This is a genomic window from Clostridium carnis, assembly GCF_054657435.1.
The window spans coordinates 1,082,501-1,107,500 of sequence record NZ_BAAHYS010000001.1; the positions used below are offsets into that span (position 1 = coordinate 1,082,501).

18 protein-coding genes, 3 tRNA genes and 5 rRNA genes (1 of these 26 only partly in view) are annotated in these 25,000 nt (G+C 33.6%); 4 read left to right on the forward strand and 22 right to left on the reverse strand.

The annotated features are described in order from the left end of the window. Positions 1-86 precede the first annotated feature (86 nt). On the forward strand, positions 87-764 hold the full coding sequence (locus tag ACYQ1T_RS04975) for a uracil-DNA glycosylase (protein ID WP_459832500.1): 678 nt from the start codon (positions 87-89) through the stop codon (positions 762-764). An 80-nt stretch (positions 765-844) separates the two neighbouring features. Here the strand turns inward: ACYQ1T_RS04975 and ACYQ1T_RS04980 are convergent, their stop codons facing one another. The 4 genes from ACYQ1T_RS04980 to ACYQ1T_RS04995 all read right to left on the reverse strand — a co-directional run bounded on the left by ACYQ1T_RS04980 (position 845) and on the right by ACYQ1T_RS04995 (position 1,913). Continuing rightward, entirely contained in the window at positions 845-1,039 is a 195-nt protein-coding gene (locus ACYQ1T_RS04980; RefSeq protein ID WP_459832503.1) for a hypothetical protein, read from the reverse strand. Between the two features lie 251 nt (positions 1,040-1,290). Beyond that, positions 1,291-1,366, reverse strand: a tRNA-Phe gene (locus tag ACYQ1T_RS04985). A 69-nt stretch (positions 1,367-1,435) separates the two neighbouring features. Then, on the reverse strand, positions 1,436-1,642 hold the full coding sequence (locus tag ACYQ1T_RS04990) for a hypothetical protein (protein WP_459832506.1): 207 nt from the start codon (positions 1,640-1,642) through the stop codon (positions 1,436-1,438). Positions 1,643-1,718: 76 nt separating this feature from the next. Next, positions 1,719-1,913, reverse strand: a complete 195-nt coding sequence (locus ACYQ1T_RS04995) for a hypothetical protein (protein WP_459832508.1) — start codon at positions 1,911-1,913, stop codon at positions 1,719-1,721. 151 nt (positions 1,914-2,064) lie between these two features. Between ACYQ1T_RS04995 and ACYQ1T_RS05000 the strand changes: the two genes are divergently transcribed. Next, positions 2,065-2,499, forward strand: a complete 435-nt coding sequence (locus ACYQ1T_RS05000) for a hypothetical protein (protein WP_459832510.1) — start codon at positions 2,065-2,067, stop codon at positions 2,497-2,499. A 66-nt stretch (positions 2,500-2,565) separates the two neighbouring features. Here ACYQ1T_RS05000 and ACYQ1T_RS05005 read toward each other — a convergent pair whose 3' ends face one another. The 8 genes from ACYQ1T_RS05005 to ACYQ1T_RS05040 form a co-directional block, all read right to left on the reverse strand. Then, on the reverse strand, positions 2,566-3,498 hold the full coding sequence (locus ACYQ1T_RS05005; protein ID WP_459832513.1) for a CPBP family intramembrane glutamic endopeptidase: 933 nt from the start codon (positions 3,496-3,498) through the stop codon (positions 2,566-2,568). A gap of 185 nt (positions 3,499-3,683) precedes the next feature. After that, complete coding sequence (locus tag ACYQ1T_RS05010; RefSeq protein ID WP_459832516.1) at positions 3,684-4,919, reverse strand: competence/damage-inducible protein A; 1,236 nt, start codon at positions 4,917-4,919, stop codon at positions 3,684-3,686. A 122-nt stretch (positions 4,920-5,041) separates the two neighbouring features. Continuing rightward, positions 5,042-5,278: a hypothetical protein gene (locus tag ACYQ1T_RS05015; RefSeq protein WP_459832518.1), complete on the reverse strand. Its 237-nt coding sequence runs from the start codon at positions 5,276-5,278 to the stop codon at positions 5,042-5,044. A gap of 104 nt (positions 5,279-5,382) precedes the next feature. Beyond that, entirely contained in the window at positions 5,383-7,458 is a 2,076-nt protein-coding gene (gene fusA / locus ACYQ1T_RS05020; RefSeq protein WP_459832520.1) for an elongation factor G, read from the reverse strand. 164 nt (positions 7,459-7,622) lie between these two features. Next, complete coding sequence (locus ACYQ1T_RS05025) at positions 7,623-7,985, reverse strand: GtrA family protein (protein ID WP_459832522.1); 363 nt, start codon at positions 7,983-7,985, stop codon at positions 7,623-7,625. Next, the gene (locus tag ACYQ1T_RS05030) at positions 7,970-8,452 is read right to left on the reverse strand and encodes a hypothetical protein (RefSeq protein WP_459832524.1); all 483 of its coding nucleotides are present in this window, start codon (positions 8,450-8,452) and stop codon (positions 7,970-7,972) included. Before ACYQ1T_RS05030 ends, ACYQ1T_RS05025 begins: the two co-directional genes overlap by 16 nt. Continuing rightward, positions 8,371-9,411: a glycosyltransferase family 39 protein gene (locus ACYQ1T_RS05035; protein WP_459832526.1), complete on the reverse strand. Its 1,041-nt coding sequence runs from the start codon at positions 9,409-9,411 to the stop codon at positions 8,371-8,373. The genes ACYQ1T_RS05030 and ACYQ1T_RS05035 overlap by 82 nt, the downstream gene beginning before the upstream one ends. Before the next feature lie 137 nt (positions 9,412-9,548). Further along, on the reverse strand, positions 9,549-11,090 hold the full coding sequence (locus ACYQ1T_RS05040; protein WP_459832528.1) for an AbgT family transporter: 1,542 nt from the start codon (positions 11,088-11,090) through the stop codon (positions 9,549-9,551). A gap of 314 nt (positions 11,091-11,404) precedes the next feature. Here ACYQ1T_RS05040 and cls point away from each other — a divergent pair, with 314 nt between their 5' ends. Both cls and ACYQ1T_RS05050 read left to right on the forward strand, forming a co-directional pair. Then, positions 11,405-12,850, forward strand: coding sequence for a cardiolipin synthase (cls, locus tag ACYQ1T_RS05045; protein ID WP_459836463.1), 1,446 nt, complete (start codon positions 11,405-11,407; stop codon positions 12,848-12,850). A gap of 40 nt (positions 12,851-12,890) precedes the next feature. After that, positions 12,891-14,249 (forward strand): DUF2334 domain-containing protein, encoded by a 1,359-nt coding sequence (locus ACYQ1T_RS05050; protein WP_459832530.1) that lies wholly within the window; start codon positions 12,891-12,893, stop codon positions 14,247-14,249. A 20-nt stretch (positions 14,250-14,269) separates the two neighbouring features. On the opposite strand, the gene ACYQ1T_RS05055 is transcribed toward ACYQ1T_RS05050, so the two are convergent. The 10 genes from ACYQ1T_RS05055 to ACYQ1T_RS05100 all read right to left on the reverse strand — a co-directional run. Further along, entirely contained in the window at positions 14,270-14,722 is a 453-nt protein-coding gene (locus ACYQ1T_RS05055) for a VanZ family protein (RefSeq protein ID WP_459832532.1), read from the reverse strand. Positions 14,723-14,793: 71 nt separating this feature from the next. Then, positions 14,794-15,237 carry a hypothetical protein gene (locus ACYQ1T_RS05060; RefSeq protein WP_459832534.1) on the reverse strand — a complete coding sequence of 148 codons (444 nt, stop codon included), beginning with the start codon at positions 15,235-15,237 and terminating at the stop codon, positions 14,794-14,796. 221 nt (positions 15,238-15,458) lie between these two features. Next, positions 15,459-15,611, reverse strand: a complete 153-nt coding sequence (locus ACYQ1T_RS05065) for a hypothetical protein (RefSeq protein ID WP_459832536.1) — start codon at positions 15,609-15,611, stop codon at positions 15,459-15,461. A gap of 277 nt (positions 15,612-15,888) precedes the next feature. Then, positions 15,889-15,964 (reverse strand) — tRNA-Ala (locus tag ACYQ1T_RS05070). Positions 15,965-15,969: 5 nt separating this feature from the next. Then, positions 15,970-16,046, reverse strand: a tRNA-Ile gene (locus ACYQ1T_RS05075). A gap of 5 nt (positions 16,047-16,051) precedes the next feature. Then, positions 16,052-16,168: ribosomal RNA gene (gene rrf, locus ACYQ1T_RS05080) — 5S ribosomal RNA — on the reverse strand. 147 nt (positions 16,169-16,315) lie between these two features. Beyond that, positions 16,316-19,220: ribosomal RNA gene (locus ACYQ1T_RS05085) — 23S ribosomal RNA — on the reverse strand. A 444-nt stretch (positions 19,221-19,664) separates the two neighbouring features. Then, positions 19,665-21,178 (reverse strand): 16S ribosomal RNA (locus ACYQ1T_RS05090). A gap of 868 nt (positions 21,179-22,046) precedes the next feature. Further along, positions 22,047-22,163 (reverse strand): 5S ribosomal RNA (rrf, locus tag ACYQ1T_RS05095). Positions 22,164-22,309: 146 nt separating this feature from the next. Continuing rightward, positions 22,310-25,000: ribosomal RNA gene (locus ACYQ1T_RS05100) — 23S ribosomal RNA — on the reverse strand; it runs 214 nt beyond the window's last position. Together the 16S, 23S and 5S rRNA genes with 2 tRNA genes alongside form the textbook arrangement of a ribosomal RNA operon.

Sequence of the window (25,000 nt, forward strand, 5' to 3'; positions counted from 1 at the left end):
TCTATTATATATTGTGTTATTTATAATATATTTTTTAAATTGTGATATTCTATTATATGAATTATTATAAATATTGAGGTGATATTATGAAGAAAATAATAAATAATGACTGGCAAGAATTATTAGAAAATGAATTTCAAAAAGAATATTATCAAAATCTTCGTGCATTTCTTGTAAGTGAATATAAATCTAAAATCATTTATCCTAATATGTATGATATTTTTAACGCTCTTTCTTTTACTCCTTACAAAAACGTAAAAGTAGTTATATTAGGTCAAGATCCTTACCACGGTCCAAATCAAGCACATGGACTTAGCTTTTCTGTTAATAAAGATGTAAAAATCCCCCCATCATTAGTTAATATATATAAAGAACTCAATTCTGATTTAGGTTGTTATATACCAAATAACGGATATTTAAAAAAATGGGCAGATCAAGGAGTTCTTCTTTTAAATACAGTTTTAACTGTTAGAGCTCATGAAGCTAATTCTCATAGAAATATGGGGTGGGAAGTTTTCACAAATAAAATAATAGAGCTTCTTAATTCAAAAGATGACCCTATTGTTTTTATATTGTGGGGTTCTCCTGCTATAAAAAAAGCTTCGCTTATTACTAATAAAAAACACTTTATACTTACCTCACCTCATCCTAGCCCATTATCTGCTTTTAGAGGTTTCTTTGGAAGCAAGCCATTTTCTAAAACAAATTCATTGCTAGAATCTGTTGGCGAAAAACCTATTGATTGGCAAATAGAAAATGTGTAAAAAATAAGGAACCATCATTAATTTTAATAAATGATGGTTCCTTCTATATTATAAACTGAAAAAATCAATTTTCATATTATTTAATTCTTATTTTTTGATTTTCTGTAAAATGAGTAAATAAATGCTCCAAGTATTCCAATTACACCTCCAGCAGCAAAAGTTAATATAACATTTCCTGTAAATCCGCCTACTAATATACCACATCCTACCCCTAAAGCTATTCCTTTTGCTAAGTAATCATAATCCTCTTCTGATAAAGTTAACCTCTCTAACATATACTACCCACCCTTACAAATTTTTTCTATAATTATATCTTAATATATACTTCTTAATTATTTCTTAAGCAAAACTTAAAGTATAATTAATTTAATGTTATTTATATATTAAACAATTTTACAAGCTTTGTAAAGAGTTATTTTATACTTCTTAATATTAATTTGTTTACATTTTAAAACATTATTTTTAACCTTTTGTTTGAACTTTTATAAAAATAAAAAACCAACTAACTTACAGTTAGTTGGTTTTCTGGTGGCTCGACCAGGAATCGAACCAGGGACACGAGGATTTTCAGTCCTCTGCTCTACCGACTGAGCTATCGAGCCTCAACAACATATATTTTAACTAATAATTAGAAAAATGTCAAACATTTTGGTTAATTTTTATATATTTTACTATTTACTAATCCCTGCATCCTCTTCACTATCATTGCTTGACCTAAAAGATTCTACAGCTCCATAAACTGATAAATTTTCTCCAATGGCTTCAAATAACCATGCTAATATATCCTGTTGTTCTGGAGTAAGCCCTTTTGCTATTTCAGCTGCAATTACAGCAGCAACAACTATTAATTGATCACCGTTCAAACTATAAATATCCATTCTTACCTCTTATGAAATAATTTTAGTAATTTATATGTATATTAAGTATTAAATATCACTTAAATTGTACTTTAGACTAATTATTCTCACTATTAGTATTACTTGGAACGCTAGTTATAACCGCATTAAATGTCAATATATTTTGACCTACTCCACATAGGAAATTCCCTAATATATTTTGTTGGTTGGCGGTAAGGTTCTCTGATAAAATTACTGAAACTATAGATGACCATATTATTAGCTGTTTAGGAGTTAAATCATATATATTCATAAAATACCTCCAATATTATCTCTTATATTAATTATATGTCTATAATATTTAAATATATTATTTCTAGATTATATATAGTATTTTTTTATATTAGTAATTTTTATAATAAAATTTAATATATTTTATATATAGTAGTTTTTAGGAGTTTATGGTGAAGTATTTAATATTTATAATTTTATTGGTAGCTTTAATTGCTATGTATTTCTATTATGATAAAAAGCTGGCACTTGCTAGAAAGCAACTAATGATAGCATCAAAACAATCTAATACTATAAAATCTAAATATAATAACACTAAAAGAGTTAAAATTAATTTTAATATCAAATTTACTAACCCTATTTCTAAAACAGGAATACTAAATAATGCTACTCCACTATATATAGCTCCAACTAAGAACTCTCCTGTGCTTAGAAAGACTGATATACGTATGGAAGTTCAAATATTAGATTCCGCTGAATATGATGGAGAAACTTGGTATTATGTAAATTTACCTGTTGATACTAATATAAATAGTAGGGGTTGGGTTAATAAAAAAGATTTCTCTATTCTTTATAGTGAATCATCTAAAATTACTAAATCACCTTAATTTTAGATAATAAAAATAGTTATAAATAAAAAAACTTGAAGCTTTTAAAGTTTCAAGTTTTTTTATTTATAAAATTTTAATAATCATAAATGTTAAGTATACAATTATTATTCCTATAAAAGGTAAGTTAAATATATTTTCTTGTTTAATAGTTCCTCTACTTATATTACTTTCTCTTAAAATACCTCTCTTTGTATTTAGATCTTCTAGTTTTTTAATTATTAAAAATACTAATGTGGAAAATACTAATGCAATTCCACCGTATAAAACTAAAATTGCTATCTTTTCATTTATAGCTAATGACCTAAATGACATATCTGTTGCTTCAACAATAAAGTTTTTATTACTTGATAGTATACTTATTATTTTAACTGACGTCACTGAAGTTCCATTTATTATAAAATGCATAATAGATGCAGCTAAAATACTATTTGTAGTTCTAACAACTAAAGCAAATATAAAACCTAATGCAACTGCATATAAAAATTGTTGAGGATCTAAATGTAATATTCCAAAGAACAATCCAGTTATTAATGCGGCTATATATTTATTTATATTTTCATATCCTGATAAAACTATTCCTCTAATTGTAACCTCTTCAGTTATTGCAGGTAAAAGTGCTACTAATGATAATAAAATTAAATATGGAGTAGATGATATTTGTGATATAAATGACCCTACTTCATTATTGAAGAAAAATGCAGATATAACTGAGAAAAATGCCATTATAGGTTGAACCACGATAGCTAAAAGTATTATTAAAAATAAATCCTTTAAATGTAATTTGTTTAGCTTTAATGTATCTTTTATAGATGATTTTGTTATCTTTATATATATTGCCGCTGGAACTAAAAATATTGTAATGTGATTTATTAAAAGTACTAACCTAACATCTGTTATTCCTATCACTTTATAAATAGGTAATAATATAAATGGTAAAAATATTTCTAATAAAATTATTATTAAAAAATATAAATTTGCCCTATAAACCTTTTTCATAATAAATTTCTCCATTCTTTATTTAATAAGTATATTTACGTATAACAATTTCTTTACATGGGCATAATTTAAATGAAGCAACTAAGCTTCCACAGTTAATCGCCTCTCCCCCATTTTATTTATATACAAAGATAATCCCTTTTAACACTATTTAGTTTTAAAGGGGATTATTTTATCCCCTTTTTTTATATTTTTTCTATTTCTTTTCTTAACATATTTAATGCATACATTGTGGCTTTACTTCTTATATTTTCTCTATTTCCTTTAAAGTTAAATTTTTTAACTTTAACATTTCCATTTACATATACTCCTATATATACTAATCCTACAGGCTTTTCTTCTGTTCCACCTCCAGGTCCAGCTATTCCTGTAGTTGCTATAGCTGTATTAGTATTTGCCTCTTTTGCTATTCCCTCTACCATTTCTTTAGCAGTTTCTTTACTTACAGCACCAAATTTATCTAATGTCTCTTTCTTTACTCCTAACCTTTTTATCTTAGCTTCATTAGAGTAAGTAACGACCCCTTCCATAAATACTTCTGATATCCCAGGATAGGATATTAGCGTTGATGCTATCATACCACCGGTACATGATTCTGCTGTAGCTATTGTTAAATTTGATTTGCATAAAATTTCTGCAACCTTATTTTCTAAACTTATTTCTCCTTCTCCATAAATATACTCACCTAATCTTGATTCTATTACCTTATAAACAGGATCTATTAAGTTAATACATTCTTCTTCATCTTTTCCTTTAGCTGTAATTCTTAAAATTACATCTTTATCCTTTGCATAAGGAGCAACTGTTGGATTTGTACTTTCATTTATTAAATCATCTACTATCTCTGACATAAGACTTTCTCCAATACCAATAAGCCTTACAGTTTTTGATTTAATAATTGTTCCCGTAATTCCTTGCAACTCATTTACTACATAATTTTTAAACATTGGAATTACTTCCTTAGGAGGGCCTGGTAGTATAATCATTATTTTATTATTTTCATTTATTAATGCCCCTGGAGCAGTTCCATTTAGATTTGGTAATACCTTACACCCCTCTTGGAAATATGCCTGCTTTCTATTTGCTTCTAATGATTTTTTATCGCTTGAACCTAAATATTTTTCTAATGCTTTTAATGATGGCTCATGTAGTATAAGCTTTTTATTAAAATATTTTGCTGCTAGTTCTTTTGTTAAATCATCTTGTGTTGGCCCTAATCCACCAGTTGTTACTATTAAATCACATCTTTCATAAGATTTCTCAAAAGCTTCTAATATTCTTTCCTCGTTATCTCCTACTACTTGCTGATGGTAAACATCTATTCCTAATAAAGCTAATTCCTGTGATAAAAATTGTGCATTTGTATTCACAATATCTCCCAATAATATTTCTGTACCTATTGAAATTATTTCTGCCTTCATGCTTTCCTCCTTACTGCTAACTAATTTTTGTTTAATATTATTTTACCATATCTTTTACATAGTTAATTATAATTTAAGTTAAAACTAGAAAAGCTACTAATCGATGACTAGTAGCTTAAATATTACTTATACTTATTAGCATTAATATAATAATTTCCTATTTGATTTATGCCCTCTTCTTTTATAGAAAAATTACTATCTTTTAACATTGAAGTTATAATATTTATCTCCTGCTGTGCTGCATTACTTAAAGTTATGGTAAAATTATCGTTTTTATCAACCACACCCATATAATCAAATATGTTACTATATTCACTAAGTCCTAAGCTACCCTTAATATCCATCTTATAGTCTGGCATAGTCTACCTCCTGTACTTTTAAACATAACCTTTATCTTATGATTTTTTATATTTCTTATTCTATATTTTTCTCAAATTTTATCTATTTATTCATATAAAATTTATTAATTTTTTCTTATTTCTTCAATTATTTTTTTAGATTCGAACTCTGGAACTTCTTCATATCTTTCTAGCTTACTTGTAAAACTTCCTCTTGCTTGAGTAATTGATCTTAAATCTGTTGCATACTTAAACATTTCTGATAAAGGAGCTTCTGCTATAACCTTCTGAAGTTTTCCTTCTTGTTCCATACCTAATACTCTTCCTCTCTTTTTGTTGATATCTCCTATTATATCTCCCATGTATTCATCAGGAATTAATACCTCCACATGCATTATAGGCTCTAATAATATAGGTTTTGCAATCTCAAGACCTTTTTTATATGCAATTGAAGTTGCTATCTTAAATGCCATTTCTGATGAATCTACAGGATGATATGATCCATCATATAATATTGCCCTTAATCCTACAACAGGATAACCTGCTAAAACGCCTTTTTCTATACAATCTCTTAAACCTTTTTCTACTGCTGGAATAAAATTTCTTGGTACAGCACCGCCAACTACTTTATCAACAAACTCTAATTCACTTTTCCCATCTGTTCTTGGTTCAAATTTTATTTTTACATCTCCATATTGACCATGTCCTCCTGATTGTTTTTTATGTTTTCCTTGAACATCAGAAGTACCTTTTATAGTTTCTCTATATGGAATCTTAGGTAATTGTAAAATTACTTCTGCACCAAATTTATTCTTTAACCTACTTGCAATAACTTCTAGATGAGTTTCTCCAAGTCCTGATATAATAGTTTCTGCATTTTCTATATCTCTAGAAAGAGTAAATGTTGGATCCTCTTCTAATAATTTTTGTAATGATGATGATATTTTATCTTCATCTCCTTTAGCCTTAGGCATAACTGCCATAGATATTGTAGCTTCTGGAAAATTCATTTTATCATAAATTACTCTAGTATTATAATCGCATAAAGTATCTCCTGTTTCTGTATATTGTAACTTTGCTACTGCTGCTATGTCTCCTGCTATAACTTTCTTTGTTTGTACTTGGTTCTTCCCTTTCATAAAACAAACATTAGATAGCTTTTCCATTTTATCTTTATTACTATTAACAACATTTACTTCATTAGAAAGCTCACCTGTTATTACTCTAAATAATGATATCTTTCCAACAAATGGATCTGCTATTGTTTTAAATACTAAAGCTGAAAATGGCTTATCTTCATCAAAGTCTATGAAAACCTCTTCATCATTTTTTGAATTTATAGCTTTTTGAGGAATTGCATGTTTAGGTGATGGAAAACATTCTATAATATCCTCTAAAATACAATTCATACCAATAACTTTTGTAGCACTTCCACACATTACTGGCGCAATTTCTCCACTTGCACATCCCTTTACAAGGCCATTATAAATTTCCTCATCGCTTAGTTCCCCATCACTAAAATACTTTTCTAGTAGTTCTTCATCCGTTTCTGCTACAGCCTCCATTATCATTTGTTTACATTCATCTATTTTATCTAGTAAATCTGCTGGAATTTCCCCTAAATCCATTTGGTGAGTCTTTGGATTATATATTCTAGCTCTTTTTGAAATAATGTTGATTACACCTTTAAAGTTTTCTTCGTTTCCTATGGGATATTGTATTGGAACAACACTAATTCCAAAGGTTTCTTTTAACTGTTCTAAAGTTTTATCATAGCTAGAGTTTTCTCTATCTAGCTTATTAATAAAAAAGCTTCTTGGTAGCTTTATTTTGTTACAATAATCCCATGCTTTTTCTGTTCCAACTTGAACGCCTGATACACCACAAACAACTATCATTCCAACATCAACAGCTCTCATTCCTTGAATCATCTCTCCTGAAAAATCAAAATATCCTGGAATATCAACTAAATTTATCTTTGTACCTTCTAACTCTACAGGTGCTATAGAAACAGATAATGAAATTCCTCTTCTCTTTTCTTCTATATCAAAATCTGTTACAGTAGTTCCATCTTCTACCTTTCCTAATCTATCCGTATTTCCAGTACTAAATAATAAAGCTTCTACTAATGATGTTTTTCCTGCTGTCCCGTGTCCTATTAAACCAACATTTCTTAAATTTTTTATCGTGTAATCTTTCATACTTATCCATAACATCACTACTTTTAATGTTATGTTTTCACCCACCTTTCATTTAAAATCTAGATAAATATTAAAACTATGCTATATATTTTATTTGTATGCTTTTCTAATAAAATTAAGTACAAAAAAAGATAGAGCATTACTCTATCTACTTTGTAAACTTACTAATTAAAAGTCCATATTTTATTTCCTATAAAATTTATTATCATTGTTATTGTTAACGCTAAAATTTGAGATATAGTATCATTTATATTTAAGTTACTTACTAGTAATAGTAAAATTATGTTATTAATTATTATTGTTATTATATTTACCACTATAAACTTAATAATAGTTGATATTTCTTTGCTATTACTTTTAAATACCCATCTGTTATTCCATAAGTAGCTATTAATCATTCCACTTATATATCCTATACTATTTGCTACAAATAAATTTATTCCTATAGTCTTAAGTATATTAAATACTATAATAGTTATTAAAGTATTTAGTATTCCTACTAATCCAAATTTTAAGAACTTCTCCATTCCTTAACCCTTTCTATACCTGATACTGCAAAAATTATAAATAACCAAATTACTATATATGAATATCTACCTTGATTTTCTGTTATTAAATATGAGACTCCATATCCACACAATATTATATAAAATAAATTTATTATATTATCTTTTTCATAACATCTTTTTTTATTAAATAATCCAACAAATGATAACATAACAATAGATATATATATCAATTGAAAAACATTGAATTTTTTATCAGAAAAATTAATAATCATATTTTTTCCATCTAAGCTTAAATCAGTCCAATAAATTCCTGATGCATCTCCACCACCCCATTGTGATCCTATCTTTCCAATATAGAATGATATTAATTTTAATGGATGTGTAGTTTTAAATCTCTCTACTATTATCTCTTTAGACATTTTTTCCATCTTTTCATAATCATATTGACATATTTCTGGAATAGCTGAATCTTCTGTTGTGTCCATGCACCCATACTTTCTATATTAGTTCCCTTTAGTATATTAGTTATTGCAGGCTCTGCTCCTCTCCATAAATGAAATTCTGTTACTCCAATTTCTTTTAAAGTGAAGCTAACACTTATTAAAATAATAAAAAATGAAATTAATAATGTTGCTATAATCTTAATTTTATATGTTATTTTATTTTTACAATATACAACTATATATATAATAAATGCTAATAAAACAATAAATCCTACCATCCTAAATAAATTTCCTAAAGAAAGAAGTAATCCTGATAGTATTAAAGTTCCAAGTCCTTTTTTTGAATTAATATACTTTATAAATAAATAAATACTTAGCAAATAAAAGGCTATAGCTATATTTTCCGATGCAAAAACACCTGTATATATTATCATCGCAGGGAAAATGGATGCCATAAATCCACCTATTAACGCATAATCTTCATCTTTAAATATCTCTTTACATATTTTATATATTAAATATATAGATATTATTCCAAATAATAAATTTATTATTTTAATAACTATTATTGGTGCTTTAAATATCTTTATCATTAAAGAAAAGTATAAAACCATAATTGTTAAATGAGGAAATCTAGCTATGTAAGAAGTTCCTTGGAAAGCATAAAAATTCCCTTTTAATATCTCTTCAGCTGCATTATACATAGTTCTAAAATCAGATACTGGTACAGTATTTGCATTTAATAACCATAATACTCTAGAAACAAACCCAATTCCCATTAAAAATAGAAATATTTTTCTTCTACTAATCCCTTTATTTTTAATAAGAATATAAAATGTTCCTATACTCAAAGCATAAAAAACACCTTGTATTATAGAACCCAAATTTATTTTCCCACCTGAAATAAATTGAAATACTATTGCCCCACCTATTATTATAGGCATTATAAATTTCAATATCCACAATACAAAGTTTGTAAATATAAAATCTAACCTGTTCATAACCGTCTCCTTAATATGTAAATTCTCAAATTCCTTTATACCCTCTTCTAATGATTATACACTAATGTCTTTTATTTAACTAAAAAAACTATACCAAAATTAAAATTTTAGTATAGTTTTTATTTTTAATTTAATTATTACATCATTATATAAGCACCTGGTCCTAGTGGTAATCCTATCATAAACCATATAACTAATAATAATGTCCAACCTATTAAAAATGCTATTGAATATGGAATCATTGTTGTAATTAATGTTCCAGCCCCAGCATCTTTATCATATTTTTCTGCGAAAGCAACTATTAATGCAAAATAACTCATAAGTGGTGATATTATATTAGTAGTTGAATCTCCAATTCTATATGCCATTTGAACTAATGCTGGTGAATATTGCATTTGCATTAACATAGGAACAAAGACTGGTGCCATTATAGCCCATTTAGCTGATGCTGATCCCATAAATAAGTTAATAAATGCAGTAATTATTACAAACCCTATTATTAGTGGAACTCCTGTAATACCTGCTCCTTGTAAGAAATCTGCTCCTTTAACAGCTATTATAGTTCCTAAGTGAGTGTAATTAAAATATTGAACAAATTGGGCTGCAAAGAATACTAACACTATATATCCACCCATTGTTGACATACTCTTACTCATTAAAGAAATTACATCTTTATCACTTTTTATTTTTTTAGCTCCAACTCCATATGCAACTCCTGGAATAAAGAAAGCTAATGCTATTATAAATACTATTGAATCCATAAATGGTGATTTTAATATTTCATTAGTTTCTGGATTTCTTAAAATTCCACCTGGAAGTAATAATACTACTAAGGCTACTATAAATAATATTAAAGCTATTCCTGCAAATTTTAAGCCTCTCTTTTCGTCAAAAGATATTTCTGTTAACTTTTCTTTAACTTCACCCTTGTATTCACCTAACTTAGGTTCTACTATTTTTTCAGTTACTATTGTACCAATTATAGTTATAAGAACTATTGATGCAATTATAAAATACCAGTTATCAGTAACTCCTACTGACATTTGTGATGGATGAATTTTCGCTGCCTCTGATGTTATACCTGATAATAATGCATCAGTAGGACCAGTTAAAAGGTTTGCACTAAATCCACCTGAAACCCCAGCAAATGCTGCAGCTAAACCTGCTAATGGATGTCTTCCAAAACTTAAGAATATAATTGCTCCTAATGGCACTAAAACAACATATCCAGCATCTGATGCTATACTAGACATAACACCTGCAAAAACTACTACTACTGTAATTAATCTTTTTGGTGTACTAGTTACTAGCTTTGTTAATAATATTCCAATAAGGCCTGTACCTTCTGCAAGTCCAACACCTAATAAAGCAACTAATACTGTTCCTAGTGGTGCAAAACTTGTGAAATTATTCACTGCTGAAGTAAACATATATCTTATTCCATCTGGATTAAGTAAACTTACAACTGAAGATGTCATTTCTTTTATCTCCATTGTTGATCTATCTAATCCAGTATATGTAACTGATACTCCCATTTTTGCCAATATTGCTGATATAATCATTATGATAGCACATAAAATTACAAAAATAGTACCTGGATGAGGTAATTTATTCCCTATTCTTTCTATGTTTCCCAAAAAACCTTTTTTTGAATTGGGCTGTTTTTCTTTAGACTTCATTAATATCCCCCTTATTTTTCATTATATTTTAATAGTTGTTTTTTCTATTAACTTATAAGTTATTTTTAATATAGATAAAATTATATAATGATTTTTAAGTATTTTCAAGTTTTCAGTAAAATTTTATCAATATTTTTTGATTTTTATTATATATTTGTCAATAAATATTATAATTTAATTCTTTTTTGTTAAAATAAACTATTAATTTTCTACATTTTTCTTAACTTTTATTTCATATTATTTAAACTTTATTAATATTTATTCTTGTTTATGGTAAAAATAAACTAATATAATTAATTATTTCGAAAGAGGTGATAAAAATAAATTTATTTTTACTAATAATTTTATTTCTTATTATATTTAATCTATTATTAATACTTCCAATTATATTAATAGAAAGAAAGCGCCCTGAAAAAACTTTAGCTTGGATTCTTATATTAATATTTATTCCTCCAATCGGTTTAGTATTATATATCTTTTTAGGACGTAATTGGAAAATTAATACTCTAGATAAAAAAATGCAAAATAAATTAAAAGACTTAATTTACCCTATTGTATCTAAAGATTATAAATCTTTAAATGAATATACTCAGCTAATTGACTTACTAGCTGTAAATAGCTACTCACCTATATTTTGTAATAATAAAATTACAATATTAGATGGTGGTAATGAAAAGTTTAAATATCTTAAGGAAGAATTACTTAAAGCAAAACATCATATTCACCTAGAGTATTATATAGTTAAAAATGATACTATTGGAAATGAAATAAAAGATATTCTTATTAAAAAGGCCAGTGAAGGAGTTAATATTAAATTTATTATAGATAGAGTTGGATCATTTAAATTAAAAAGAAGCTACATATCAGAATTAAAGAAAGCTGGAATAGATGTTGTATTTTATTCTTATATTTTTGCTCCATTATTAAGATGTATTAATACTCAAATAAACTATAGAAATCATAGAAAAATCGTTATTATTGATGGCTCAATAGGCTTTATTGGAGGTATTAACATAGGGGATGAATATCTTGGACTAGGTAACTTAGGAAATTGGCGTGATTGTCACTTAATGGTTAAAGGGGATTTTGTTTTAGGGCTTCAATCAATATTCCTAGATGATTACTCGTCAATAAAGAAATGTAATAATGAAGATATATTAATAAATAATAATATCTCAAATTACTTTTTACAGGATAATCATTATGGAAATACTTTTATGCAACTTATCAAAAGTGGCCCCGACTCTGAATATCCATCTATAATGCAAAGTATGGTTAAAATGATTAGTATGGCAAAAAAGGAAATTAAAATAATAACACCATACTTTATTCCTACTGAAGCATTAATTGATAGTTTAAGAATAGCTGCTCTTAGTGGAATTGATATTACTATAGTTTTTCCTGAAAAAGCTGATCATATTGCAGTAAACCGGGCTTCTAGAACATACTTATCAGAATTAGTTCGTTGTGGTGCTAAAGTTTATTTATATAGCAGTGATGGCTTTATACACTCAAAAATACTTACTATAGATAAAAGTGTAACTAATATTGGTACAGCTAATATGGATATAAGAAGTTTTGAACTTAATTATGAAGTTAATGCAATTATATATGATTCAAAAATAACAGAATACTTTAATAGAATTATTGCTAATGATTTAAAAAAGTGTAAAGTTTTTTCCATTGAGGAATATGACAATGAAGGTATAATTGACAAAGTTCTAAATGGACTCTCCCGCCTTTTATCATCTATTTTATGATATAATATTTATATAGAAGGTTTATAAAGGAGGAGATTTTATGACAAAAAAAAAGTTGCTATTGGTGAAAATTTCATTATCAATAGTAATTATTGTTTCTATGGTATTTCTACTCAGTCTTTCAAATCTTTTAGGAGGAAAATTAATTGCTTCATCTCCACCTAAAATAAATAATGATGATGGACTTATACTTAAAACAACTAAGAAAAATTTGAAATTCGAAGATTCAGAAATAGTAAAATTAGATAATATATCAATTTCAATAAAAAACAATAAACTTAATTCTACAATATATCAAAAATCCCTTAGATATTATATCTCGCTAGATGACTTATGCTCTAATTTATCATTATCTAAAAATATAGTTGACGATATAATTAATATCGGTGATTCTTTATTATTTAGCATAAAGAATAATGAAGTTAAATATGCTAATAATACTATATACAGATTAAGGGGAAATTTATTAAAGATAAATTCATCTTATTTTTTATCTTTATCTGATATTGAACATTTATTTAACTTACGGAGTCATTTCGATTTCGAAAATAATTCTATAAACCTTGTCAATGCTCCTAAAATTGTTCAAAAAACAACTACTATTTCTAGTGGAAAATTATCATTAATAAGATTAGAAGATTTCTCTGCTGGGGGTTCTCTTACTGAATCTATTAATATAGAAAAAATGAAGATTTTAGGAGATTTATTCTATGAAAATAATATGGGTTTCCATATTGCTTGGGTTCCTAGATATATAGATCCTAGTAATAATATAGATAACGATTTATTAACTAATAATTCTTTACAAAATGTTGCTTTTGTAAATCTTTTAGATCATTTAATAAATAGTGGTGGATTAATAGGATTACATGGATATTCTCATCAGTTTAATGATGAAACTAGCCTAATTGGGACTGAGCTTTCAAAAAAAGCAAATTCTACTCAAGATGAAACAGTCATTGTCTTAGAAAAAGCTTTAGATACAGCATCATTATTAAATATTCCTATAGCCTTCTTTGAAAGTCCTCACTATAAGGCAACTAAAAATCAAAAAGCAATTATTGAAGAATATTTTAAATATTTATATGAACCATATAGTATAATACAATATTTTAATGTTAAACATACAAAAACAAATAATATTTATTTACCAACCCCACTAAGCTATGTTAGAGAACTTGATCCATCAAATATAATAAGAGGTTTATCTATTGATTATAACGCTGGAGCTTTAATGAGTTTATTTTATCATCCCACTAAAGAACTTGATTTTATAAATTTAAAATTTACAGATACTGATTTAATATATACTTATTCTAATGACTCACCAATGCAAAAGATAATTTCAGCTCTCAAACAGTATGGATATGTAACATCATATATAACAGAAGTAAAATAATAAAACAGGCTATATCAAACTTATTTTGATATAGCCTGTTTTTCTTTTCCCCTATTAATTATACTTATAAATATAAATCCTATTATACCTCCTGTTGTATCTATTAAAACATCTTTAAAAGCCATAGCACGTCCAGGTATAAAATATTGATGAAGTTCATCTGTGCAAGCATATAAGAATACAAATGCAATAGCATATATTCTAGCTTTAGAATTTAATATATATAAACATAATACTCTATATACTAATAAAAATAAAATAAGATACTCAGTAAAATGCGCTGTTTTTCTAATTACTAATGTTGCTAATTCTCCAAAATAACTATTTAGATTTATTCCAAAGAAAGCAAATACCTTTAATACTAATTCACTTTGATTACTTGAAATCTCTCCTGGTTGATGAGACATTAAAAATATAATTCCCATCCAAATTAATAACATACTCCAGGATATCATCTTTTTGCTTCTATTCATCTATCTTCTCCCTTAGTTTATCTAATAGTATAAATATAATTATACACTATATATAACTATATTTACACAATCTAATTTTGATTTACTAAATATCTATTAATATAAGCTAAAGATTGTTCTAATAATCCTTGACCTTGTTCCAAGTCCTTTACATTAACTTCTAAATTATGCATTCTTTGTTCCACTAATTCCATTGTTTCCTTTATACTATTAAGTAATTTCCCTTCATATGATACTTGTATTCCATCAGAATCTATATATACTTTTTCAGGAATTCCTCCACACTCAATACACTTAGCATAAACTGATTTCTTTTCTGTATCTTTAAAAACTTTAAATATTTCATTATTACACTTTGAACAATTAGGTAACATTATAAAATCATGTTGGCTAATATCCAATTGGTATTTAGCTTTACATTGATTACATATCAATTCTAATCTATTATCTTTATTTTGAATATAAAACCTATTGCTACTACACCCTTCCTTTTCACATACAACTGTCCTTATCATATTCTTACAACTCCCCTCTTTATACAATGGTATATAATGAGAACAATATCTCTTACAAATTTAATATGCTTATTTTTTTTAATATATGTTATATTTTAAAAATAAAATCCATAATTATAAGAAGTAAAACTTTTTATAATTATGGATTTACTATTTTATTGATTTCTACCTAAAAACGTTATTATTATCTTAATAAATTCTTTATTATTATTAATATTTAACTACTTAAAAACTTCTAAAAACTCTTTCAATTCTTCCTCTACTTTTTTTATTAGGTCATCTATTTTATTAGTATTTTTTCCAGCTAAAATTAATTCTCTTTTTTCTAGTTTTAAGTTTATTATCTTTTCCTCTAATTCATCCTTCTTCCCCACACAAAACACTCCCAACCTAAGGATAACCCCTTTTAAATTTTTTCTTCAATTTTTAAATAACTATTAAAAGTATTTATATTTAAACCTTTCCATATAATTAATTATATAGTATATACTTAAGTATTCCTAATTAAATTTTTAGAAATATTCTAATTTTTTTCGACATTTTTATATCTATATTATACATACTTTTACATACTTATTTTCTAGTATTTTTAAACTTACAATAAGAAAATTTATATAAAAAAAAGAAGCTATGAATTAACATAACTTCTTTTGGTGGAGGTAAAGAGATTCGAACTCTTGACCCCCTGCGTGCAAGGCAGGGGCTCTCCCAACTGAGCTATACCCCCAAAAATGGTGGACCTTCAGGGACTCGAACCCCGGACCTACCGGTTATGAGCCGGTTGCTCTAACCAACTGAGCTAAAGATCCTAATGACCTGGCAACGTCCTACTCTCCCACACAGTCACCCGTGCAGTACCATCGGCGCTATAGAGCTTAACTATCCTGTTCGGAATGGGAAGGAGTGTTTCCTCTACGCCATCACCACCAGATTACATTACTATTATATTGTTTAAAGTAATGTTTGTCAATACTTTTTTCAGAGTTTGTTCTCTGAAAATTGCACATGAATGAGAGCCAAAATTCTTTGATTTTATTTCTCGAATTTACTCAGCTATGCTGAGTTTTCTTCTTTTTTATTGGTCAAGCCCTCGACCTATTAGTATCAGTCAGCTAAATATGTTACCACACTTACACCTCTGACCTATCAACCTTGTGTTCTTCAAGGGGTCTTACTAGCTTATGCTATGGGAAATCTCATCTTGAGGGGGGCTTCACGCTTAGATGCTTTCAGCGTTTATCCCTTCCCGACTTAGCTACCCAGCTATGCTCTTGGCAGAACAACTGGTGCACCAGAGGTCAGTCCATCCCGGTCCTCTCGTACTAAGGACAGCTCCTCTCAAATTTCCTACGCCCGCGACGGATAGGGACCGAACTGTCTCACGACGTTCTGAACCCAGCTCGCGTGCCGCTTTAATGGGCGAACAGCCCAACCCTTGGGACCTACTACAGCCCCAGGATGCGACGAGCCGACATCGAGGTGCCAAACCTCCCCGTCGATGTGGACTCTTGGGGGAGATCAGCCTGTTATCCCCGAGGTAGCTTTTATCCGTTGAGCGATGGCCCTCCCACGAGGTACCACCGGATCACTAAGCCCGACTTTCGTCCCTGCTCCACTTGTAGGTGTCGCAGTCAGGCTCCCTTCTGCCTTTGCACTCTTCGAACGATTTCCGACCGTTCTGAGGGAACCTTTGGGCGCCTCCGTTACTTTTTAGGAGGCGACCGCCCCAGTCAAACTGCCCACCTAACAATGTCCCGTCACCAGATTCATGGCGTCCGGTTAGAACCCCAATACTGTCAGGGTGGTATCCCAAGGTTGACTCCACCAAGGCTGACGCCCTAGTTTCTCAGTCTCCCACCTATCCTGTACAGACAATATCGGAATTCAATGCTAAGCTACAGTAAAGCTCTACGGGGTCTTTCCGTCCAATCGCGGGTAGCGAGCATCTTCACTCGCACTACAACTTCGCCGGATTTGCAGTTGAGACAGTGCCCAAGTCATTACGCCATTCGTGCGGGTCAGAACTTACCTGACAAGGAATTTCGCTACCTTAGGACCGTTATAGTTACGGCCGCCGTTTACTGGGGCTTAAGTTCACACCTTCGCTTGCGCTAAGTGTTCCCCTTAACCTTCCAGCACCGGGCAGGCGTCAGCCCCTATACATCAGCTTACGCTTTAGCAGAGACCTGTGTTTTTGCTAAACAGTTGCTTGGGCCTATTCTCTGCGGCCTACTCTCGTAGGCACCCCTTCTCGCGAACTTACGGGGTCAATTTGCCTAGTTCCTTAACTGCAATTCTTCCGATGGCCTTAGGATTCTCTCCTCACCTACCTGTGTCGGTTTGCGGTACGGGCACTATTTCTCTCTCTAGATGCTTTTCTTGGAAGCATGGAATCAGATACTTCAGTCACTTGGACCTTCCCCATCACGCCTCAGAATTGTTAAAGCGGATTTGCCTACCTTAACTTCCTAAACGCTTAGACTAGCATTTCCAATCGCTAGCACATCCTATCCTTCTCCGTCACACCATCGATAATAACGATAATAGTGGTATCGGAATATCAACCGATTGTCCATCACCTACGCCTTTCGGCCTCGGCTTAGGTCCCGACTAACCCTGGGCGGACGAGCCTTCCCCAGGAAACCTTAGGTTTTCGGCCTGTAAGATTCTCACTTACATCTCGCTACTAATGCCAACATTCTCACTTGTAATCAGTCCACCGCTCCTTACGGTACGACTTCAGCCCGATTACGACGCTCCTCTACCGCTGAAGTAAACTTCAGCCCGTAGCTTCGGTGGTAAGTTTGAGCCCCGGACATTTTCGGCGCAGGATCTCTCGACTAGTGAGCTATTACGCACTCTTTCAATGAGTGGCTGCTTCTAAGCCAACATCCTAGTTGTCTTAGAAATCCCACATCCTTTTCCACTTAACTTACACTTTGGGACCTTAGCTGACGATCTGGGCTTTTTCCCTTTTGACCACGGATCTTATCATTCGTAGTCTGACTGCCGGACTCATAGTATATGGCATTCGGAGTTTGATAAGGTTCGGTAAGCGATATGCCCCCTAGCCCATTCAGTGCTCTACCTCCATTACTCATATCCGACGCTAGCCCTAAAGCTATTTCGAGGAGAACCAGCTATCTCCGAGTTCGATTGGAATTTCTCCGCTATCCACAGCTCATCCCATGCTTTTTCAACAGCAACGTGGTTCGGTCCTCCACGGGGTTTTACCCCCGCTTCAACCTGGCCATGGATAGGTCACCCGGTTTCGGGTCTACGGCATGCAACTAGTCGCCCTATTAAGACTCGGTTTCCCTTCGGCTCCGTACCTTAAGTACTTAACCTTGCTACATACCGTAACTCGTTGGCTCGTTCTACAAAAAGCACGTCATCACCCTCATATGGGGCTTTGACCGGTTGTAGGCACACGGTTTCAGGTTCTATTTCACTCCCCTCCCGGGGTTCTTTTCACCTTTCCCTCACGCTACTGCTTCACTATCGGTCATCAGGTAGTATTTAGCCTTGGGAGGTGGTCCTCCCTGCTTCCCACAAGGTTTCACGTGTCTCGTGGTACTCTGGATCAGAACTCTAAGCTTCTTCGTTTTACCTACGTGGCTATTACACTCTACGGCTTAACTTTCCAGTTATCTTCGGTTACAAATTTGCTTATTTAATGTTCTGTCCGCAACCCCAGAGATAAATCTCTGGTTTGGGCTCTTTCCCTTTCGCTCGCCGCTACTAAGAAAATCGATTTTTCTTTCTCTTCCTCCAGGTACTTAGATGTTTCAGTTCCCTGGGTTTACCTTCCTGTAGCTATGTATTTACTACAGGATACATGGGGTTTCCCATGTGAGTTTCCTCATTCGGAGATCTCCGGATCACTGGCTATGTGCGCCTACCCGAAGCTTATCGCAGCTTATCACGTCCTTCATCGGCTCCTGATGCCAAGGCATTCACCATGCGCCCTTTGTAGCTTGACCTAACTTCATTTTATTATTAACTTCGCATTACTTCGTCAATTTCGTCGCTTCACTGCTCACATATTATAATATGCTGTGCGGCTCACTCCTCATTTCCTCGTACTACTCGTTTCTAATAAAATTCACTATAACTATTAATAGTTATGTTACTAAGTAATTTATACAAAGAATATTTTTCTTGGCTTGTTGTCACTTCTCAATTAGCTATGCTAATATGAAACTCCTATTCACATACGTTCTTAGGAGTAAGTTCGAATAACTAAATTTAAATTTAGATTCTCACTTAAGTTGTTTTTTATTCATGTGCAATTTTCAAAGAACAATAAGATTGCATAACAATCTTATATTTTTGAAGGATTTTGGTCCTTCAAAATTGAACAGAAGTTAAGATACCATATCTTTTGAATACTAGTTAAACGTCTTGTTAACTAGATTTCTCCATAGAAAGGAGGTGATCCAGCCGCAGGTTCTCCTACGGCTACCTTGTTACGACTTCACCCCAATCGCTGACCCTACCTTAGGTCGCTGCCTCCTTGCGGTTAGCTCACGAACTTTGGGTATTGCCAACTCTCATGGTGTGACGGGCGGTGTGTACAAGGCCCGGGAACGTATTCACCGCGACATGCTGATTCGCGATTACTAGCAACTCCAGCTTCATGTAGGCGAGTTTCAGCCTACAATCCGAACTGAGACAAGTTTTATAGTTTAGCTCCACCTCGCGGTATTGCATCTCTTTGTACTTGCCATTGTAGCACGTGTGTAGCCCTAGACATAAGGGGCATGATGATTTGACGTCATCCCCACCTTCCTCCCGGTTAACCCGGGCAGTCTCGCTAGAGTGCTCAACTAAATGGTAGCAACTAACAATAAGGGTTGCGCTCGTTGCGGGACTTAACCCAACATCTCACGACACGAGCTGACGACAACCATGCACCACCTGTCATCCTGTCCCCGAAAGGACTTCCTTGATTAAGAGTAATGCAGGAGATGTCAAGTCTAGGTAAGGTTCTTCGCGTTGCTTCGAATTAAACCACATGCTCCGCTGCTTGTGCGGGCCCCCGTCAATTCCTTTGAGTTTTAATCTTGCGACCGTACTCCCCAGGCGGAATACTTAATGCGTTAGCGGCGGCACAGAGGTCATGACAACCCCTACACCTAGTATTCATCGTTTACGGCGTGGACTACCAGGGTATCTAATCCTGTTTGCTCCCCACGCTTTCGAGCCTCAGCGTCAGTTACAGTCCAGAGAGTCGCCTTCGCCACTGGTGTTCTTCCTAATCTCTACGCATTTCACCGCTACACTAGGAATTCCACTCTCCTCTCCTGCACTCTAGACTTCCAGTTTGAAATGCAGCACCCAGGTTGAGCCCGGGTATTTCACATCTCACTTAAAAGTCCGCCTACGCTCCCTTTACGCCCAGTAAATCCGGACAACGCTCGCCACCTACGTATTACCGCGGCTGCTGGCACGTAGTTAGCCGTGGCTTCCTCCTCGGGTACCGTCATTATCGTCCCCGAAGACAGAGCTTTACGATCCGAAAACCTTCATCACTCACGCGGCGTTGCTGCATCAGGGTTTCCCCCATTGTGCAATATTCCCCACTGCTGCCTCCCGTAGGAGTCTGGGCCGTGTCTCAGTCCCAATGTGGCCGATCACCCTCTCAGGTCGGCTACGCATCGTCGCCTTGGTGAGCCGTTACCTCACCAACTAGCTAATGCGCCGCGGGCCCATCTTGTAGCGGATTGCTCCTTTAATTACTGCTTCATGCGAAGCTGCAATATTATGCGGTATTAATCTTCCTTTCGGAAGGCTATTCCCCTCTACAAGGCAGGTTGCCCACGTGTTACTCACCCGTCCGCCGCTAGGTTTGTTTCCGAAGAAACTCCCCTCGCTCGACTTGCATGTGTTAGGCACGCCGCCAGCGTTCGTCCTGAGCCAGGATCAAACTCTCACTAAAAAGTTTAATCTGCTTGCTCAAATTACTTTGAGTCTTAATTTTAAGACTTTCAAAAGAATTGCTGGTTATACTTAACTTTTATTCTGTTCAATTTTCAAAGACCATTTTCTCTTCGTCGCCCTCAAGCGACTTTCTTATCTTACCACTTCTTCATTTCCCTGTCAACATTTTTTTCAAAGTTTTTTTGAAGTTGTTAACTCTTGTTTTAGAAGTAATTCTCTTGTTCCTCTTGGGAACGAAATTAATAATATCATTAATATAACTTTATATTTTATATATTTTACTTATATATACTATTTATTTTCAATTTACTATTGTTTTCAACATTTTTCTTTTTATTTCTTATGCTGATACACATGGTTTTGTTTTCTAACTTAATTTTAATATTCAGAAATAATAAAATTTAATATATAAAATATATTTTCTTTAATTTATTAAATTAATTAAGAATCTTACTATCTCTTTCTCTATATATTAGCAAAAAATTAAACCTCATATTAAATTCTACTAAAAAAATATATAAGGACCACCTCTAAAAATAATAATTTAGAGATGGTCCTTTAATGTAAATTAGATTTTAAAGAGAAATTTTACAAATATAATATAGATTTTATCAACAATTTGTTATTACTTATTAACACCTTATAAACATTATACTTTTATATTGTTTATAACTTTTAAACTTACTTAATTAGAATGAGCTACTATAGTAAATATACCATATTAAATTTTAGATATAAAAAACTATCCTTAGCACAATAAGAGAAATTATTTTTTTATTTTATAATTCAAAGAAAATATTTATTAAGGATACGTTTAATTTTATCTTTATGCAAAAAAAAGAGTCTTAAAAGACTCTTTTTTACTAACCTAGCGACGTTCTACTCTCCCACACAGTCACCCGTGCAGTACCATCGACGCTGTAGAGCTTAACTGTCCTGTTCGGAATGGAAAGGAGTGTTTCCTCTACGCCATCATCACTAGATGGATTGAGATTCTAAATCTTTGATTTAGTTTCTTCTTTTTAATTTTCAGAGTTTGTTCTCTGAAAATTGCACATGAATGAGAGCCAAAATTCTTTGATTTTATTTCTCGAATTTACTCAGCTATACTGAGTTTTCTTCTTTTTTATTGGTCAAGCCCTCGACCTATTAGTATCAGTCAGCTAAATATGTTGCCACACTTACACCTCTGACCTATCAACCTTGTGTTCTTCAAGGGGTCTTACTAGCTTATGCTATGGGAAATCTCATCTTGAGGGGGGCTTCACGCTTAGATGCTTTCAGCGTTTATCCCTTCCCGACTTAGCTACCCAGCTATGCTCTTGGCAGAACAACTGGTGCACCAGAGGTCAGTCCATCCCGGTCCTCTCGTACTAAGGACAGCTCCTCTCAAATTTCCTACGCCCGCGACGGATAGGGACCGAACTGTCTCACGACGTTCTGAACCCAGCTCGCGTGCCGCTTTAATGGGCGAACAGCCCAACCCTTGGGACCTACTACAGCCCCAGGATGCGACGAGCCGACATCGAGGTGCCAAACCTCCCCGTCGATGTGGACTCTTGGGGGAGATCAGCCTGTTATCCCCGAGGTAGCTTTTATCCGTTGAGCGATGGCCCTCCCACGAGGTACCACCGGATCACTAAGCCCGACTTTCGTCCCTGCTCCACTTGTAGGTGTCGCAGTCAGGCTCCCTTCTGCCTTTGCACTCTTCGAACGATTTCCGACCGTTCTGAGGGAACCTTTGGGCGCCTCCGTTACTTTTTAGGAGGCGACCGCCCCAGTCAAACTGCCCACCTAACAATGTCCCGTCACCAGATTCATGGCGTCCGGTTAGAACCCCAATACTGTCAGGGTGGTATCCCAAGGTTGACTCCACCAAGGCTGACGCCCTAGTTTCTCAGTCTCCCACCTATCCTGTACAGACAATATCGGAATTCAATGCTAAGCTACAGTAAAGCTCTACGGGGTCTTTCCGTCCAATCGCGGGTAGCGAGCATCTTCACTCGCACTACAACTTCGCCGGATTTGCAGTTGAGACAGTGCCCAAGTCATTACGCCATTCGTGCGGGTCAGAACTTACCTGACAAGGAATTTCGCTACCTTAGGACCGTTATAGTTACGGCCGCCGTTTACTGGGGCTTAAGTTCACACCTTCGCTTGCGCTAAGTGTTCCCCTTAACCTTCCAGCACCGGGCAGGCGTCAGCCCCTATACATCAGCTTACGCTTTAGCAGAGACCTGTGTTTTTGCTAAACAGTTGCTTGGGCCTATTCTCTGCGGCCTACTCTCGTAGGCACCCCTTCTCGCGAACTTACGGGGTCAATTTGCCTAGTTCCTTAACTGCAATTCTTCCGATGGCCTTAGGATTCTCTCCTCACCTACCTGTGTCGGTTTGCGGTACGGGCACTATTTCTCTCTCTAGATGCTTTTCTTGGAAGCATGGAATCAGATACTTCGGTCACTTGGACCTTCCCCATCACGCCTCAGAATTGTTAAAGCGGATTTGCCTACCTTAACTTCCTAAACGCTTAGACTAGCATTTCCAATCGCTAGCACATCCTATCCTTCTCCGTCACACCATCGATAATAACGATAATAGTGGTATCGGAATATCAACCGATTGTCCATCACCTACGCCTTTCGGCCTCGGCTTAGGTCCCGACTAACCCTGGGCGGACGAGCCTTCCCCAGGAAACCTTAGGTTTTCGGCCTGTAAGATTCTCACTTACATCTCGCTACTAATGCCAACATTCTCACTCGTAATCAGTCCACCGCTCCTTACGGTACGACTTCAGCCCGATTACGACGCTCCTCTACCGCTGAAGTAAACTTCAGCCCGTAGCTTCGGTGGTAAGTTTGAGCCCCGGACATTTTCGGCGCAGGATCTCTCGACTAGTGAGCTATTACGCACTCTTTCAATGAGTGGCTGCTTCTAAGCCAACATCCTAGTTGTCTTAGAAATCCCACATCCTTTTCCACTTAACTTACACTTTGGGACCTTAGCTGACGATCTGGGCTTTTTCCCTTTTGACCACGGATCTTATCATTCGTAGTCTGACTGCCGGACTCATAGTATATGGCATTCGGAGTTTGATAAGGTTCGGTAAGCGATATGCCCCCTAGCCCATTCAGTGCTCTACCTCCATTACTCATATCCGACGCTAGCCCTAAAGCTATTTCGAGGAGAACCAGCTATCTCCGAGTTCGATTGGAATTTCTCCGCTATCCACAGCTCATCCCATGCTTTTTCAACAGCAACGTGGTTCGGTCCTCCACGGGGTTTTACCCCCGCTTCAACCTGGCCATGGATAGGTCACCCGGTTTCGGGTCTACGGCATGCAACTAGTCGCCCTATTAAGACTCGGTTTCCCTTCGGCTCCGTACCTTAAGTACTTAACCTTGCTACATACCGTAACTCGTTGGCTCGTTCTACAAAAAGCACGTCATCACCCTCATATGGGGCTTTGACCGGTTGTAGGCACACGGTTTCAGGTTCTATTTCACTCCCCTCCCGGGGTTCTTTTCACCTTTCCCTCACGGTACTGCTTCACTATCGGTCATCAGGTAGTATTTAGCCTTGGGAGGTGGTCCTCCCTGCTTCCCACAAGGTTTCACGTGTCTCGTGGTACTCTGGATCAGAACTCTAAGCTTCTTCGTTTTACCTACGTGGCTATTACACTCTACGGCTTAACTTTCCAGTTATCTTCGGTTACAAATTTGCTTATTTAATGTTCTGTCCGCAACCCCAGAGATAAATCTCTGGTTTGGGCTCTTTCCCTTTCGCTCGCCGCTACTAAGAAAATCGATTTTTCTTTCTCTTC

Bases quoted from the DNA above. Each gene is read 5' to 3' on its own strand.
- ACYQ1T_RS04975 (WP_459832500.1), top strand. From the start codon at position 87: ATGAAGAAAATAATAAATAATGACTGGCAAGAATTATTAGAAAATGAA.
- ACYQ1T_RS04980 (WP_459832503.1), bottom strand. From the start codon at position 1,039: ATGTTAGAGAGGTTAACTTTATCAGAAGAGGATTATGATTACTTAGCA.
- ACYQ1T_RS04990 (WP_459832506.1), bottom strand. From the start codon at position 1,642: ATGGATATTTATAGTTTGAACGGTGATCAATTAATAGTTGTTGCTGCT.
- ACYQ1T_RS04995 (WP_459832508.1), bottom strand. From the start codon at position 1,913: ATGAATATATATGATTTAACTCCTAAACAGCTAATAATATGGTCATCT.
- ACYQ1T_RS05005 (WP_459832513.1), bottom strand. From the start codon at position 3,498: ATGAAAAAGGTTTATAGGGCAAATTTATATTTTTTAATAATAATTTTA.
- ACYQ1T_RS05010 (WP_459832516.1), bottom strand. From the start codon at position 4,919: ATGAAGGCAGAAATAATTTCAATAGGTACAGAAATATTATTGGGAGAT.
- ACYQ1T_RS05015 (WP_459832518.1), bottom strand. From the start codon at position 5,278: ATGCCAGACTATAAGATGGATATTAAGGGTAGCTTAGGACTTAGTGAA.
- fusA (WP_459832520.1), bottom strand. From the start codon at position 7,458: ATGAAAGATTACACGATAAAAAATTTAAGAAATGTTGGTTTAATAGGA.
- ACYQ1T_RS05025 (WP_459832522.1), bottom strand. From the start codon at position 7,985: ATGGAGAAGTTCTTAAAATTTGGATTAGTAGGAATACTAAATACTTTA.
- ACYQ1T_RS05030 (WP_459832524.1), bottom strand. From the start codon at position 8,452: ATGGACACAACAGAAGATTCAGCTATTCCAGAAATATGTCAATATGAT.
- ACYQ1T_RS05035 (WP_459832526.1), bottom strand. From the start codon at position 9,411: ATGAACAGGTTAGATTTTATATTTACAAACTTTGTATTGTGGATATTG.
- ACYQ1T_RS05040 (WP_459832528.1), bottom strand. From the start codon at position 11,090: ATGAAGTCTAAAGAAAAACAGCCCAATTCAAAAAAAGGTTTTTTGGGA.
- ACYQ1T_RS05050 (WP_459832530.1), top strand. From the start codon at position 12,891: ATGACAAAAAAAAAGTTGCTATTGGTGAAAATTTCATTATCAATAGTA.
- ACYQ1T_RS05055 (WP_459832532.1), bottom strand. From the start codon at position 14,722: ATGAATAGAAGCAAAAAGATGATATCCTGGAGTATGTTATTAATTTGG.
- ACYQ1T_RS05060 (WP_459832534.1), bottom strand. From the start codon at position 15,237: ATGATAAGGACAGTTGTATGTGAAAAGGAAGGGTGTAGTAGCAATAGG.